The sequence below is a fragment of the Viridibacillus sp. FSL E2-0187 genome, from assembly GCF_038006425.1.
GTDB lineage: Bacteria > Bacillota > Bacilli > Bacillales_A > Planococcaceae > Viridibacillus > Viridibacillus arvi.
This window is the reverse complement of record NZ_JBBOVG010000001.1, coordinates 3,567,284-3,582,245: the sequence shown is the minus strand read 5'-3', so window position 1 is coordinate 3,582,245 and position 14,962 is coordinate 3,567,284. Positions and strand designations below refer to the sequence as shown.

General features: G+C 38.0%; 15 protein-coding genes and 1 riboswitch. All 15 genes read left to right on the top strand.

Annotated features, from left to right (window positions below; translation table 11 throughout):
* Window positions 1-85: 85 nt before the first annotated feature.
* Complete coding sequence (locus MHH85_RS17390; RefSeq protein WP_193738318.1) at window positions 86-526, top strand: DUF1934 domain-containing protein; 441 nt, start codon at window positions 86-88, stop codon at window positions 524-526.
* A complete protein-coding gene (argS, locus tag MHH85_RS17385; RefSeq protein ID WP_340707881.1) occupies window positions 526-2,193 on the top strand; it encodes an arginine--tRNA ligase in 1,668 nt (555 codons plus the stop codon). The genes MHH85_RS17390 and argS overlap by 1 nt, the downstream gene beginning before the upstream one ends.
* A gap of 279 nt (window positions 2,194-2,472) precedes the next feature.
* A riboswitch (cobalamin riboswitch) is annotated at window positions 2,473-2,662 on the top strand.
* 128 nt (window positions 2,663-2,790) lie between these two features.
* A complete protein-coding gene (locus tag MHH85_RS17380; RefSeq protein WP_340707880.1) occupies window positions 2,791-3,747 on the top strand; it encodes an ABC transporter substrate-binding protein in 957 nt (318 codons plus the stop codon).
* An 8-nt stretch (window positions 3,748-3,755) separates the two neighbouring features.
* Window positions 3,756-4,739, top strand: a complete 984-nt coding sequence (locus MHH85_RS17375; protein WP_409351159.1) for a FecCD family ABC transporter permease — start codon at window positions 3,756-3,758, stop codon at window positions 4,737-4,739.
* Window positions 4,740-4,741: 2 nt separating this feature from the next.
* The gene (locus tag MHH85_RS17370) at window positions 4,742-6,214 is read left to right on the top strand and encodes an adenosylcobinamide amidohydrolase (protein WP_340707878.1); all 1,473 of its coding nucleotides are present in this window, start codon (window positions 4,742-4,744) and stop codon (window positions 6,212-6,214) included.
* Window position 6,215: 1 nt separating this feature from the next.
* On the top strand, window positions 6,216-7,172 hold the full coding sequence (gene cbiB, locus MHH85_RS17365; protein WP_340707877.1) for an adenosylcobinamide-phosphate synthase CbiB: 957 nt from the start codon (window positions 6,216-6,218) through the stop codon (window positions 7,170-7,172).
* Entirely contained in the window at window positions 7,159-8,253 is a 1,095-nt protein-coding gene (cobD, locus tag MHH85_RS17360; RefSeq protein WP_340707876.1) for a threonine-phosphate decarboxylase CobD, read from the top strand. The genes cbiB and cobD overlap by 14 nt, the downstream gene beginning before the upstream one ends.
* Entirely contained in the window at window positions 8,226-8,798 is a 573-nt protein-coding gene (locus tag MHH85_RS17355; protein ID WP_340707875.1) for a bifunctional adenosylcobinamide kinase/adenosylcobinamide-phosphate guanylyltransferase, read from the top strand. Before cobD ends, MHH85_RS17355 begins: the two co-directional genes overlap by 28 nt.
* A gap of 26 nt (window positions 8,799-8,824) precedes the next feature.
* Window positions 8,825-9,601, top strand: a complete 777-nt coding sequence (gene cobS, locus MHH85_RS17350) for an adenosylcobinamide-GDP ribazoletransferase (protein WP_340707874.1) — start codon at window positions 8,825-8,827, stop codon at window positions 9,599-9,601.
* Window positions 9,574-10,173, top strand: coding sequence for a histidine phosphatase family protein (locus tag MHH85_RS17345; protein ID WP_340707873.1), 600 nt, complete (start codon window positions 9,574-9,576; stop codon window positions 10,171-10,173). The genes cobS and MHH85_RS17345 overlap by 28 nt, the downstream gene beginning before the upstream one ends.
* The gene (locus tag MHH85_RS17340) at window positions 10,125-10,526 is read left to right on the top strand and encodes a bifunctional adenosylcobinamide kinase/adenosylcobinamide-phosphate guanylyltransferase (protein WP_340707872.1); all 402 of its coding nucleotides are present in this window, start codon (window positions 10,125-10,127) and stop codon (window positions 10,524-10,526) included. The genes MHH85_RS17345 and MHH85_RS17340 overlap by 49 nt, the downstream gene beginning before the upstream one ends.
* 21 nt (window positions 10,527-10,547) lie before the next feature.
* Complete coding sequence (locus tag MHH85_RS17335) at window positions 10,548-11,144, top strand: cob(I)yrinic acid a,c-diamide adenosyltransferase (RefSeq protein WP_038180107.1); 597 nt, start codon at window positions 10,548-10,550, stop codon at window positions 11,142-11,144.
* Between the two features lie 10 nt (window positions 11,145-11,154).
* Window positions 11,155-11,634: an ECF transporter S component gene (locus tag MHH85_RS17330; protein ID WP_340707871.1), complete on the top strand. Its 480-nt coding sequence runs from the start codon at window positions 11,155-11,157 to the stop codon at window positions 11,632-11,634.
* A 3-nt stretch (window positions 11,635-11,637) separates the two neighbouring features.
* Window positions 11,638-12,312, top strand: a complete 675-nt coding sequence (locus MHH85_RS17325; RefSeq protein WP_340707870.1) for an alpha-ribazole-5-phosphate synthase — start codon at window positions 11,638-11,640, stop codon at window positions 12,310-12,312.
* Window positions 12,313-12,710: 398 nt separating this feature from the next.
* Entirely contained in the window at window positions 12,711-14,867 is a 2,157-nt protein-coding gene (locus MHH85_RS17320) for a (Fe-S)-binding protein (protein WP_340707869.1), read from the top strand.
* The last annotated feature ends 95 nt before the right edge of the window (window positions 14,868-14,962 follow it).

Sequence of the window (14,962 nt, the reverse complement as noted above, 5' to 3'; positions counted from 1 at the left end):
TAAATTTACTTGCACCTTGAAAAAACAAGCGAATCTAACCTATAATAAGAAGGTTATATAAAGAATGGAACGGAGGCCCATAAGTATGGCTAGTGAACTTAAAGCACCCGTAAAATTAAAGTTAAAAACGACAATTCGACAATCATCTGAAACAGAAGCTGAAACTTATGAGCTTTGGTCAGAAGGTACGATAGTTCAAAAAAGGGACCAAACGTACTTACAATATGAAGAAGTTCAAGAAGATAAACATATTCGTTCAACTTTAAAATTCGGTACTAATGAGGCAGTTATTCTTCGAAATGGTGATGTGAAAATGCGTATGCCATTTTTACTTAATCATGAACAAAACGGCCATTATGATAGTGAGTTCGGTGCATTACCAATCGTGACGTATACGAAGGACATGCTATTCGAGCCGCATGACAGTAAAACGAGCGGAAGATTTTATTTAAACTATGATCTAATCGTTGGTGGACAATCAGTAGGCGATTATACTTTAGAAATTAATTACTCGGAGGGAAAATAATGAACGCAGTAGAACAAGTGCAACATGCGATTAAAGAAGCGCTTCTTGCAGCAGTATCAAAAGCAGGTCTTTTAGAAGATACATCAACATTGAATATACATTTAGAAACACCAAAGGATAAGACGAATGGCGACTATGCAACTAATATAGCTATGCAACTTACAAAATTAGCGAAAAAGCCACCACGTGCAATCGCTGAAGCTATTATTGAAAACCTTGATACTACAGGTACTGCAATTGAGAAGATCGACATCGCAGGTCCTGGTTTTATGAATATTGTGCTACGCAAAGACTATTTAGCGGAAGTAATCACAACTGTTTTAGCGCAAGGCGCTGAATACGGACGTTCACAAGCTGGCGCTAATGAAAAAGTACAAGTTGAATTTGTGTCAGCTAACCCAACTGGTGACCTTCATTTAGGACATGCACGAGGAGCATCTGTAGGGGATTCATTATGTAACGTTCTAGACTTTGCAGGATATGATGTCTCACGTGAATACTACATCAATGATGCAGGTAATCAAATCAATAATTTAGCGGCATCTTTAGAAGCCCGCTACAAACAAGCGTTAGGCTTAGAAGCTACTATGCCTGAAGACGGTTATCATGGTCAAGATATCATCGATATCGCAGGTAAACTAGTTGCTGAGTTTGGTGATTCGATTCTAAGTAAGTCAGATGAAGAGCGCTTTGAATTTTTCCGTGAACACGGCTTGAAATTAGAGCTTGGTAAATTACAAAAAGACTTAGCAAACTTCCGTGTTGACTTCGACGTTTGGTATTCTGAGACATCACTTTATAAATCAGGTAAAGTAGAAACGGCTTTAGAAAAACTTCGTGCGAATGGTCATGTATTTGAAGAAGAAGGCGCTACTTGGTTCCGTTCAACAACATTTGGCGACGACAAAGATCGCGTACTTATAAAAAATGACGGTTCTTACACATATTTAACACCAGATATTTCATACCATGAAGATAAAATTCAACGTGGCTTCACTAAACTTATCAACATTTGGGGAGCTGACCATCATGGCTATATCCCACGTATGAAAGCAGCAATCGAAGCACTTGGTTACGATCGTGACACATTAGAAGTTGAAATCATTCAAATGGTGAATTTAATGAAAGACGGCGAAAAAGTGAAAATGAGTAAACGTACAGGTAACGCGGTTACTTTACGTGAACTTGTTGAAGAGGTTGGCTTAGACGCAGTACGTTACAACTTTGCAATGCGTGCAGGTGATTCACATATGGACTTTGACCTTGACCTAGCTGTTAAGCAATCAAATGAAAACCCAGTTTACTATGCACAGTATGCACATGCTCGTATTTCTTCCATCTTGCGCCAAGCAAAAGAACAAGGCTTTGCAGCATCTGAAGAACATTTAGATCTTCTTAATGCAGAGAAAGAAATTGATGTCTTGAAAAAAGTAGGGGACTTCCCACAAGTTGTTGCGGATGCTGCGAAGAATCGCTCTCCACACCGTATTACTAACTACATTCAAGAACTAGCAGCAACTTTCCACAGCTTCTACAATGCTGAAAAAGTATTAGATGCAGACAACAAAGATCGTTCAGAAGCACGCTTATCTCTAATTACAGCAGTTCGTACTACAATCGCAAACGCACTAAAACTTATTGGTGTATCAGCACCTGAGAAAATGTAATGACAGAAAGACCCTTTTAGCTACTGAGATTGAATAAGTTTGTGAATCTAAGAGGTACTTATAAAAAGACTATTTCGCACTGAATAAGTGTGGAATGGTCTTTTGGTTTTTATAAAGAACAAACGAAAGAAAAAAAATTGCGCTAGTTAAAGCTAAAATAGCTACACTTAATCCATTCATGTCACAATTTGTTATTGCTAATAGTTCCACCAAGCCTAGTAACAACTTGGACAAGTATTTAAATTTCTGTATAATTGTACAGGATATAATAAAAAATTGTATATTGTGAGACATGTTGGTTCTTTACTTTCATTAGGTAAAGAGAAAAGGGAAGTCGGTGAAAATCCGACGCGGTCCCGCCACTGTATGTGTGAGTAAGTCGTAATTTGTCACTAAAGCCTAACGCTTTGGGAAGGCACGGCAAGCTGTGATCACGAGCCAGGAGACCTACCAACATGGAGACCACCAATTAGAACTACGCGGATAGAAATGGTGTCAGTAAAAGTGCATTTTGAGTACAGCTATGTATATATTCACTGTCATCGTATCTCTCGTCGTAAAACGAGAGATTTTTTTATGAACAAGGAGGAAATGTAAATGAAGAAAATATGGCAATTTTGTTTAGTGTTTGTTTTAGCACTAGGTGTATTAGTAGGCTGTGGCCAAACGGAAGATACGAAGAAAAAGGAAAATAGTGAGCCAGCGACAGAGCAACAGGTAGCGGGTTATCCATTAACAGAGACTGATGCACTTGGTAATGATGTGAAATTTACAGAAGCACCAAAGAGCATTATTACTTTGGTACCAAGTAACACAGAAATTCTTTTCGCGTTAGGTTTAGAAAAAGAAATTACTGCTGTATCGGATAATGATGATTATCCTAAAGCGGCAACGAAAAAAGAAAAAATCGGTGGCATGAAATTTGACGCCGAGAAAATTATTAGTTTAAATCCAGACGTTGTTTTCGCACACGAAACACTTCTAGGTACTTCAGAAGCAGGTCTCCAACAATTACGTGACGCAGGATTGAAAGTTTTCGTTGTAAAAAATGCTGGGAATTTTGCTGAAACGTATAAAACAATTGAACAAATAGGCCACATTACTGGTAAAGCAGATGAGGCTAAGAAGATTACTGATGATATGAAAGCAAAAGTAAAAGAAGTACAAGCAAAAGTGAAAGATGTAAAACAAAAATCAGCATTCGTCGAAACATCAGATGAACCTAATATTTACACTGCAGGTAAAGATACATTTATGCAAGAAATGTTTGATCTAGCAAATATAAAAAACGTCACAGCAGATCAAACTGGTTGGTTCCAAATTGATCCTGAAGAAATTGTGAAACGTAATCCAGATACAATTATTGTGAAATACAACCATGTAAAAAATATTGTCGAAAAGGTGAAAAAACGCCAAGGGTTCGATAGTATTACAGCTGTTAAAAATGATGCAGTTGTTCAAGTTGATGCGAACTTAACAAGTCGTACAGGTCCTCGTCTTGCTGAAGGATTAGAGGTCATTGCAAAAGCAGTATATCCAGAGGCTTTTGAGTGAGGAAAACCATTTTAGGGTACACCATAGCCTTTGTGATTTTAATTGTTAGCATTTGGCTAGGTGTATCAATTGGTTCTGTAAAAGTACCAATTAGTACGTTATGGAATACGGCAGCGGATCCAACAGCGACGAATATATTGTGGAAAATACGCATGCCGCGTGTTGTGCTTGCAGGGTTAGTAGGAGCCTCACTGGCCATTGCGGGCGCTGCTTTCCAAGGATTGCTTAAAAATCCTCTCGCCGATCCGTATACGTTAGGAGTGTCATCCGGTGCCTCAGTAGGTGCTGTGGTGACGCTCTTTTTCGGCATTTCGACCCCTATTTTTGGTATATACACATTACCAGCCTTCAGCATGCTAGGGGCCTTATTGGCGATGATGGGTGTACTGGCTTTTGCACGATTAGTTGATCGAACTATGAAAATGGAAACTCTGATTTTAACAGGAATTATCGTTAGTTCATTTTTAGGAGCATTAATTTCATTGTTAATTGCGTTAACAGGTGATGAGTTACGGCAAATCATTGGGTGGCTTATGGGAAGCGTTTCAATGCGTGGATGGCCATATGTCAAGATGGTGTGGCCTTTTGTACTCATCGGATCATTTTTATTATGGTTAAACCGTCGTGAATTAAATGCGATGTTATTTGGAGAAGAACGTGCCAAGTATCTTGGTGTTGACGTGAAGAAAAGCAAAATTCTGATATTAATAGGCGGATCTATGTTAACAGGTGCTGCAGTTGCAGTTTCTGGAACAATTGGCTTTGTAGGACTCGTTGTACCACATATGACACGACTATTATTTGGAGCAGATCACCGTCACTTGTTGCCTTTATCGTTTTTAAATGGAGCATCATTATTAATTGTTTGTGATTTATTTGCTCGTACAATTATTTCTCCAACAGAGTTACCAATAGGTGTCATTACTGCACTTATTGGGGCGCCAGTATTTTCATATATCTTTTTCCGACAAAGAAGAACGAAAGGTGCGTAAGTATGCTTACTGTAGAAAATATTACTGGAGGCTATGACGCCACCAGGCCAATAATTCAAGACGTTTCGTTTAGCGTGAAAAAGGGCGAAATTCTTGGCGTATTAGGACCAAATGGTAGCGGCAAATCCACATTATTAAAAGTGATTAGTGGTATCTTGCCATCAACAACTGGTCAAGTACTTATCGAAGAACAAAATATTAAAGATTTCTCACCGAAGGAATTTGCGCGCAAAATGGCTGTATTACCTCAACTTCATGCCCATGCTTTTTCACATACAGTACGAGAGACGGTAGCCTTAGGTCGCTATCCACATCAAAATAGTTGGTTTTCGACATGGTCAGAACAAGATGAAAATGCAGTGAAAAAAGCTATGAAGCAAACTGGTGTGGATAGTTATGAACATACAAACCTCGAATTTTTATCAGGTGGGGAACAACAACGTACATTTGTAGCACAAGCGCTTGCTCAGCAAGCCGATATCTTACTTTTAGATGAACCTACGAATCATTTAGATATTGCACATCAACGACAACTACTAGATATGATTCGTCTAGAAGCAGTACAAAATGGTTTAACTGTTATCTCTGTTTTTCATGATATGAACTTAGCTTCACTCTATTGTGACCGGTTATTGTTAATGGAAAAAGGACATGTAAAAGCTATTGGGGAACCACATGAAGTCTTGAAAGAACAGCAAATTTTAGAAGTATATAATACGCGTGTTTCAAGTTATCCGCATCCAGAATTGCCAAAGCCACAAGTAACACTAATGCCAACAGCTACGGATGAACGTGAATCCTATATAGTGACAAAAGAACAATTTAAAATAAGAGATGAATTTGTTGAGCTTCGTACGGAATTTCCTTTAAAAACAGTTTCCTCAGCCGTTCACAATGCTGGTTTTGGATGGTTCCAATCATTTGTTAATCGTGCAGTTGATTTGAGTTATATGTGTGCAGATGCACATGAAGAATTAAAAAGTTATCTTGAACAACATAATTTTATGCCATCCAATACGGTGGCTATGATGACTGCAGTTGCAGCGAAGCATGTAGTTATTCGTGAATTTTCAAATACAACTGGAAGTATTATTGTTGCAGTTACAGCTGGTGTTGGAAATGCAGTAGATGTTTCAAGAGCACATGAAAGAGTGAGTAAACCGTATATTGGAACGATTAATACTTGGGTCATTATTAACGGGAAACTAACGGAAGAATCCTTTATGCAAGCAATGATAACGGCAACTGAAGCGAAGGTAAAAGCAATGCAGCAAGAAGAAATCATGGATCCAATATCCAATACGATTGCAACAGGTACATCAACAGATAGTCTATTAATTGCTGCGACACAAAATGGAACGTTTATGGAATATGCCGGTCCTATCACAGATATAGGGAAATTGATTGGTCACGGAGTTTACGAAACGACAGTTACAGCACTACAAGATTACAAACGTGCCAAGGGAAGGTTATAAAATGTTAGCACATACAATTGCTTGTACGATTGGGGTAGCTTTAGATTGGTTAATAGGTGACCCGCCGAAAATGCCACATCCCGTACGTTGGATTGGTACATTAATTGCTAAACTAACAGATTGTTTGAATAAAGGTAAGCACCGTAAATTAAAAGGGCTTTTACTTGTCCTAATTGTTGTTGGTTTAACAACTACAATTACTTTTGCAGTAATTTATTTTGCATATTCTATCAATGTTATTCTAGGTATTTTTGTAGAATCAATATTAATAGCTGTAGGTTTAGCGGGGAAAAGTCTAAAACAAGCAGCACTTGAAGTATACAATCCACTTGTATCAGGAGATTTGCAGGAAGCTCGTGTGAAGTTATCGTGGATTGTAGGACGTGATACAGATCATTTATCGGTACCTGAAGTGACGCGAGGTGTAGTAGAAACCGTGTCTGAAAATACGAGTGATGGTGTAACTGCACCACTCTTTTGGGCGTTTTTATTTGGCGGTGCTGGACTATGGATGTATAAGGCAGTTAATACGCTTGATTCAATGGTAGCTTACAAAAATGAACGGTTCGCAGATTTTGGATACGTAGCTGCACATGTGGATGATGTATTAAATTATGTGCCGAGTAGAATGACAGGTTTATTACTTATGCTAGGTACAAAAAATGAAAGTGGAAAACCATTTGCATATCGCATAAAAGGATGGCTAAGTGATGCGAAAAAACATCCAAGTCCAAATAGTGGTTGGCTCGAAGCGGCTACAGCATATCAATTAGGCATTCAGCTTGGTGGTGTGAATAGCTATAAGGGGATTGTCTCAAATCGTGCGAAAATGGGTGAGTGCCATTTTGAACTAGGGCCACAGCATATTATACGTTCTATTAAACAAATGCAAATCGCAACCATATTATTCTGGCTACTAATGGTCATTTTAGGAGGGGTTTTCGTTGTCATTACCTAATCATGGGGCAAATCCATATCGTTTATATACACAGCTGGGCATTCAACCACCAGTTGATATATTAGACTTTAGCGAAAATGTTAATCCAGCAGGTGCACCAGATTTTATCAAAAATGATTGGGTCGATTATTTGCAATTATTGCAACGTTATCCGGACCCAGAAGGTGAGCCATTTCTATCTGCTGTCGCTAAATATCACGACATTTCTACAGAAAACATCGTATTAGGCAATGGTGCGGCGGAAATTTTCTCATTACTTGCGACATATTTCCGGGGAAATAATGCAATTATTTTACATCCGACTTTTTCGGAGTATGAAGCGACATTAAAAGAAAATGATGTAGAAATACAGCGTGTAGTTTGTGAAGATATCGTTAATTGGAAGTTACCATTAGACGAACTTCAACAAGCAATGCAAAATGCAGCTGTCCTATACCTATGTACCCCTAATAATCCGACAGGTGTATTACCTTCGAAAGAAGAACTTCAACAGCTTATTGAATCTGCAAAAGAATCGAATTGTATTATTGTTTTAGATGAAGCTTTTATAGATTTTGTTGATGAAAATGCATCATTTATACAATCAGTAAAAGAAAATCATCAGGTGATTATTGTACGTTCAATGACGAAAATGTACGCAATTGCAGGTATAAGGCTCGGTTATATGGTAGCTGCACCTGAGGTGGCAAGTGCAATACGGAAGCTCGCACCTCATTGGCATATTAATGGTATAGCAGCAGTAATAGGAGCACGCTGTTTAAGTAAGGAAGAAGATTCTTTCCGTCAGAAGGCTTGTGATTATGCTCTTCAAATGCGTACGCGTTTTAAAGCGTTTTTACAACAAAATCATTGTCTTGTTACGAACAGTGTTACTAATTATGTGAGCTTTCAATTGCCCGATCCTACACAGTCACAAAGTTTCTTTACTTATATGCTTGAGCAGGGCATAGTGCTTCGACATACAGAAAATTTCATTGGAATGGAAGGTGCATGGTTCCGAGTAGGTATGAAGGCACCCGAAGCAATGAATCGTTTAGAAGAGGAGATGATGCATTGGTTTCAAGCGAACTCGTCTTTATAACAGGTGGAGTGCGGAGTGGAAAAAGTGCATATGCAGAAAAGTACCTTGTAAATTTAGCAGCGACATCGCCTGAGAAGCGACTTGTCTATGTTGCAACAGGAGTACCGTTTGATGATGAAATGAAACAAAGAATCAACCGGCACCAAAACGATCGAGCAGGGCAACGGTGGACGACAATTGAACAACCAACTGACTTTTCTATGCTCCTCTCTAAAATAAATGAAGGTGACGCGATATTATGGGATTGCGTGACCACTTGGCTAACAAATGAATTTTATAATGGTTATGAAACTGGTATGAGCTGTTTTCAAAAAGAAGGCTGTATTGAAAGGAAATTCATAGCGATGCAAAATACGATTTATGCATTACGTGAAAGAAATATACCGATTGTTGTCGTCTCCAATGAAGTGCTAGATGAGCCCCTTTCTCCTAGTTATGAAGTGAGACTTTATCAAAAATGGCTAGGTCGTATTCATCAATGGTTTGTAGCGGAAGCAACTACTGCAATCGAAATGGAATATGGACAGATGCATCAATGGAAATAATATAGATTTAATAGAGGGGGATTCTTTTGCGTACGATTGTCCATAGTATTTTACTTTCTTTTCAATTTTTTACCGTCGTGCCAGTTCATAAAGAATTACCACTTACAAAGCCGACGATAACGGGGATGTTCTCGTTCCTACCTTGGTTAGGTGCATGTATGGGTGTAGTCATGGCTTCTGTTTTTTATAGTTTGCAACAATGGACAGATATCAGCCCATTATTAACGGCCTTTTTACTTGTTGTTGGATTTATCATTTGTACAGGTGGATTGCATTTAGATGGCTGGGTTGATATGGGAGATGCATTTTTTTCCTACCGTGATACTGAGAAGCGACTAGAAATTTTAGATGATCCTCGTATTGGAGCTTTTGGTGCAATGTCCTTATTGTTCTTAGTACTAACGAAAATTTTCTTTTTAGCTGAATTGATTGAAAAAGGCGAACTGTCGATTATGTGGATTGTCGCGGTACCATTTTTAGCACGGCTGGGAATGTCCTTATATTTTATCCAGACAAAATGTTCAAAGCAAAAAGGGTTAGCCTACTTTTTTAAAGAAAAACTATATGTACCTCAATTTCTTGTTATGACTTGCGTATCAATGCTTATTGGCTTGTTTTTTATAATTTGGTGGAGTGGGGATTTCATCTTACCTCTTATATTACTTGTGGTTGTAGTTGTTGCATCAGGCCTGTATAAAATTTGGACTGTGCGTAATTTCCGCGGTAGCTCAGGTGATTTACTTGGTGCTTTTATTGAAGGAATGGAGGCCATTTTATGGATTACGCTATTACTATTGAGTTAATGCGTCATGCTAAAACTAAAAGTAATGTTGAAAGGAAGTATCTTGGCTGGACTGATGAGCCAATTATTCCTAATCAAAATTTGCCGGTAATAGATGAGTTAGCTCCTGTCGTTTTCGGAAGTGATTTAATACGTTGTAAGGAAACTGCTGCTTATTATTTTCCGAATGCTACCTACGTGAGTAATAAAGGATTTCGTGAAAGTCATTTTGGTGATTTTGAATGCAAAACTTATGACCAGTTAAAAGATATACAAGCCTATCGTAATTGGATAGACGATCCATATGAAATAGCACCACCAAATGGCGAGACATTACAGCAAGTTATGTTTCGCGTTACAGAAGCCGTCAAATCGTTGCCAAAAGATATGGTGAATTACAAGATAGTCGCTCATGGAGGTTCAATTAGAACGTTGTTAATGCAATTCGCACCAGAGGAAAAAAACTTTTGGGATTGGCAAGTACCTCATAATGAGCGATATCTATTACACTGGTCAACGAAGAAACAGTTCGAGGAGGGACAACGATGCACGTTTTTATCGGTGGAGCCTATAATGGTAAAAGAGACTATGTAAGAAAATGGCTAGAAGAAAAAGGGGAAAAAGATGTTGCTTGGCTAGAAAGTGAGTTACCAACGGCTGTTCCTGAAGCTTCGACAATTGTTGTCTCAGGTCTTGAAAATTTCGTGGCAAAACATTTGGATATCGATGAGGATACATTAGCTTCTCAAATATTGCAGCAACTGCAAGCATTAGGAACAGAGAAGGAACTTATTGTTATTGTGACAGAAATGGGCAGAGGCATTGTCCCAATTGATGCTAATACGCGTAAGATCCGTGATATTTGTGGAAGATTTTATCAGAAATTATTTAAAATTAGCCCACAAATAACTCGTATTTGGTATGGTATAGCTGAAACAATAAAATAAATCAGGAAAGAAGGACGAGAGATGAACCTATATACACGTACAGGTGATAAAGGGAAAACAAGTATTATCGGAGCACGAGTTGATAAAGATAGTCAGCGCGTTGAAACTTACGGCACAATTGATGAATTAAATTCATTTATCGGTAAAGCAATGACGGAATTAGATCCTGCTATTTTCAAAGATATATTAGAAGACTTAGAAGCAATGCAAAACGAATTATTCGATTGTGGTGGAGATCTTGCTAATGTCATGAAAGAACGTCATTACAAAATGACAGATGGACCGATAGAAATTATGGAAAAACGAATTGATGTACTAATGGATGAACCACCATTACTTGAAAGATTCATCTTACCTGGGGGTTCACCTGCAGCGGCTACTTTACACATTGCACGAACAATTACTCGTCGAGCAGAGCGTCAAATGGTCACTTTACTAAAAGAGTCAGAAGAGGGCGATGTGCCATTAGTTGTACAACGCTACTTAAACCGTTTATCTGATTATTTATTTGCAGCTGCACGCGTAGTAAACGCTCGCTTAAATGTACCAGATACTGAATACGTTCGAAGTGCCAAAGTATTTAAAGATGGTGGTCGTTCAAAAAAAGCAAAGGAATGAATGATTAATTATGAAACTTAAGACCTTAACTTTAACAGCTATGATTGCAGCTCTATGTGCAGTAGGGGCAATGATTAAAGTGCCGGGTGGGCTAGGTTCTATGGCACTTGATTCGGCTCCTGCTTTTCTAGGTGCAGTCTTTTTACCACCAGTAGCGGCAGGTGCTGCGGCAGCGATTGGTCATCTTATATCGGCAATGACAGGCGGTTCTTTCCTAGGTCCATTGCATATCTTAATTGCTGTAGAAATGTTCATCATACTATGGGGCTTTGCTAAGCTTCATAATGCGGGAAGTAAATATTTGAAATGGATTTTTGCTATGATCGCTAACGGAATTTTAGCGCCGTTACCATTTTATTGGCTGAATTCACCGGAGTTTTTCTTTTCGATGGTACCAGTATTACTAATGACAACGCTTTTGAATGTTGTAATTGCAGCGGTTGTAATTCCAGTATTTTCTCGTGCCTTTCAACGAAAAGAGGCACATTAAAAAATGAGAAATGCTATGCAATTATCGAATGGCTTTATCGTTACAACAGATAATTCCGGAGCAATTGGAGAAAAAGAGCAAGATGTCGTTCATGTGCCAGATGATGTAACAAGTTATTATTCTGCTAGAGTGACATTACTAGAACAATGGGCAGCTGGTGCAGAACCAGAAGCAATAGTTATGCATAATTTCAGTAGTGAATCGAGCTGGGGACGTTATGTGAAAGGTATTACGCAATTATTTGATGAATTAAGTTTGCCAGTACCACCGATCAAAGGCAGTTCTGAAACGAATATGCCTACTTTACAATCTGGTGTTGCTATCACAATGATAGGGGCTCCGATTCGACCTTTAACGGATGTCAAAAAGCTTCATTGGTTTACATATGGTAAACCGTTAGTAGGGAATGAATTACTGGAGCATCCCGAATATATTGCGAATTTATTAGTAGTGAAAAAAGCGCTCGATTCAAATGTTATTGGACGTATTTGGCCTGTCGGGTCAAAGGGAATCCACTCTGAAGTTAGAAGTTTATTTGGCGACGTTTCTTTTTCAAGCTCATTAGACTGTAAAAAAACGGCTGGCCCAGCGACTGTAATTTTACTAGGTATTTCTGAAGAACACGTAAAGTCGGCAGAACAACATTTTGGCCAATTATTAGAACCTATAGTTTTTTAATAAATTGAAGACTAACAAATTACTTAATAAGTAATTCGTTAGTCTTTTTTTAGAGCATTTTTAATGAAATAGGTTGCAAGTTTATCTATAAAATTATGAGTTGATTTTATTATTCAATATTCATATTAAGGAAAATTCAGAATTCACATGTAATTCAATTGGAATTATGCTAGAATTTTTAATAAACTTTGAGAAACATGTATAAGCAACAAGACAACGGAAAATTTATACGAAATCATTGGTAAACTTAAAATTATGAATTCTGCAAATATTGTTGACTGAATGCTCATTCATATTTTACAATGGTTAAAACATATACATTTCATGGTAAATCACTTAGCGTGCGTTTTAACGAAATGTAACAATCGTATATCGAGCATCACAGAGGGGGAAATGTTATGAATCCATTGTTAATTGCAAACTGGATACTATTTTTAGTAGTAGTAGCTTATGGTTTATTTTTATTCGGTTACTTGTTAAAGACGCGTTATGAATTCGTCAAAATGGGGAAACAAGTAGAATTTGACAATGATGTTAAAGCACGTTTACACAAAATTTGGGTGTATGTATTTGGACAGAAGAAGTTATTAAAAGATAAAAAAAGTGGAATTATCCATGTTATGTTTTTCTATGGCTTCATACTAGTTCAACTAGGGGCAATTGATTTTATCTGGAAAGGATTAAAACCGGGATCTCATTTACCTTTAGGACCCGTATATCCGTATTTCACATTCATGCAGGAAATTGTGTCGTTAGTAATTTTAGTCGCTGTTGTTTGGGCGTTTTACCGTCGCTATATTGAGAAGCTCGTCCGCTTAAAGCGTGGCTTTAAATCAGGATTAGTATTAATTTTTATCGGTGGATTGATGGTTACAGTTCTAGTAGGTAATGGTATGGGTATGATTTGGCATGATCATGCTGCTACTTGGTCAGAGCCAATTGCATCATCTATAGCTACGGTATTTGGATTTTTACCACCAACAGCTGCAACTGTTGTGTTCTTTGTTATGTGGTGGATTCATTTATTAATTTTGTTAACTTTCTTAGTGTATGTACCACAATCAAAACACGCGCATCTAATTGCGGGTCCAGTGAATGTTTACTTCAACCGTTTAGATCATGTTGGTAAGCTAACGCCTATTAACTTTGAAGAGATGGAAGAAGAAGGGGAAGATGGAGAAGAAGAAATTCCATCGTTTGGTGTTGGGAAAATTACAGATTTCACACAACTACAACTAATTGATTTGTATGCATGTGTAGAATGTGGCCGTTGTACGAATATGTGTCCAGCAAGTGGAACAGGAAAAATGTTGTCACCTATGGACTTAATTACAAAATTACGTGATCACTTAACATTTACAGGTGCCGTTGCAACACGTCAACAACCTTGGGTACCAACATTCATGTTCAATAAAGCAAAAGGAAATCAGTTAGCCCTTGCAGCTGGAGCGGAAGGTGCTGTTATTGAAGATATCTATAGTCCATCATTAATCGGAGATGTCATCACAGAAGAGGAAATATGGGCTTGTACAACTTGCCGTAACTGTGAAGACCAATGTCCAGTAATGAATGAGCACGTTGATAAAATTATTGACCTTCGTCGATATTTAACAATGACAGAAGGACGTGTGAATCCAGACGCACAACGCGCAATGACTAACATTGAAAGACAAGGGAATCCGTGGGGGATTAACCGTAAAGAAAAAGAAAATTGGCGCGATGCTCGCCCAGATGTTCATATTCCAACGGTGAAAGAAGTATCAAAAGCTGGTGAAGAGTTCGAGTACTTATTCTGGGTTGGTTCAATGGGGTCATTTGATAACCGCTCACAAAAAATTGCATTATCTTTTGCGAAATTGATGAATGAAGCAGGAGTGAAATTTGCGATTTTAGGTAACAAAGAAAAGAATTCAGGAGACACACCACGTCGTCTTGGTAATGAATTCTTATTCCAAGAGTTAGCAACAGCTAATATTAGTGAATTTGAAAAAACAGGCATTACAAAATTAGTAACGATTGATCCACATGCATATAATATTTTTAAAAATGAATATAGTGATTTTGGTTGGACAGGTGAAGTATATCACCATACAGAATTACTTTATGACTTAGTAAAACAAGGGCGTCTAAAACCACAATTTGCAATAGAAGAAACTATTACGTTCCATGATTCGTGTTACTTAGGCCGATACAATGATGTTTATGATCCACCGCGTGAAATCTTAAAAGCCATTCCAGGTGTGAAGTTAGTTGAGATGGAACGTAATCGTGAAACTGGTATGTGTTGTGGAGCTGGTGGAGGCTTAATGTGGATGGAAGAGCACGTTGGTAACCGAGTGAATGTAGCAAGAACTGAGCAAGCACTTGCGGTGAATCCAACGATGATTTCATCAGGTTGCCCGTATTGCTTAACGATGCTTTCAGACGGTACAAAAGCGAAAGAAGTGGAAGAACAGGTTGGCACATATGATATTGCTGAATTACTAGAGAAATCAGTATGTGGAGAATATAAACCACCTGTAGAAGAAGTTGTTGAAGAACCAATTGTCCAATAATTAATTGCATTGAAATTGGTAATTATGTACAATATTACTAAGTAGAATAAGAGAGTGCTAGACGCTCTCTTTTTTTCTAAAATTTTGTTGAGCGA

Excerpts from the sequence above, each read along its gene's own strand:
- MHH85_RS17330 (WP_340707871.1), top strand. The coding sequence starts at position 11,155 with ATGAAACTTAAGACCTTAACTTTAACAGCTATGATTGCAGCTCTATGT.
- MHH85_RS17325 (WP_340707870.1), top strand. The coding sequence starts at position 11,638 with ATGAGAAATGCTATGCAATTATCGAATGGCTTTATCGTTACAACAGAT.
- MHH85_RS17320 (WP_340707869.1), top strand. The coding sequence starts at position 12,711 with ATGAATCCATTGTTAATTGCAAACTGGATACTATTTTTAGTAGTAGTA.
- MHH85_RS17335 (WP_038180107.1), top strand. The coding sequence starts at position 10,548 with ATGAACCTATATACACGTACAGGTGATAAAGGGAAAACAAGTATTATC.
- MHH85_RS17345 (WP_340707873.1), top strand. The coding sequence starts at position 9,574 with ATGGATTACGCTATTACTATTGAGTTAATGCGTCATGCTAAAACTAAA.
- cbiB (WP_340707877.1), top strand. The coding sequence starts at position 6,216 with ATGTTAGCACATACAATTGCTTGTACGATTGGGGTAGCTTTAGATTGG.
- MHH85_RS17390 (WP_193738318.1), top strand. The coding sequence starts at position 86 with ATGGCTAGTGAACTTAAAGCACCCGTAAAATTAAAGTTAAAAACGACA.
- MHH85_RS17370 (WP_340707878.1), top strand. The coding sequence starts at position 4,742 with ATGCTTACTGTAGAAAATATTACTGGAGGCTATGACGCCACCAGGCCA.
- MHH85_RS17340 (WP_340707872.1), top strand. The coding sequence starts at position 10,125 with ATGCACGTTTTTATCGGTGGAGCCTATAATGGTAAAAGAGACTATGTA.
- MHH85_RS17380 (WP_340707880.1), top strand. The coding sequence starts at position 2,791 with ATGAAGAAAATATGGCAATTTTGTTTAGTGTTTGTTTTAGCACTAGGT.
- argS (WP_340707881.1), top strand. The coding sequence starts at position 526 with ATGAACGCAGTAGAACAAGTGCAACATGCGATTAAAGAAGCGCTTCTT.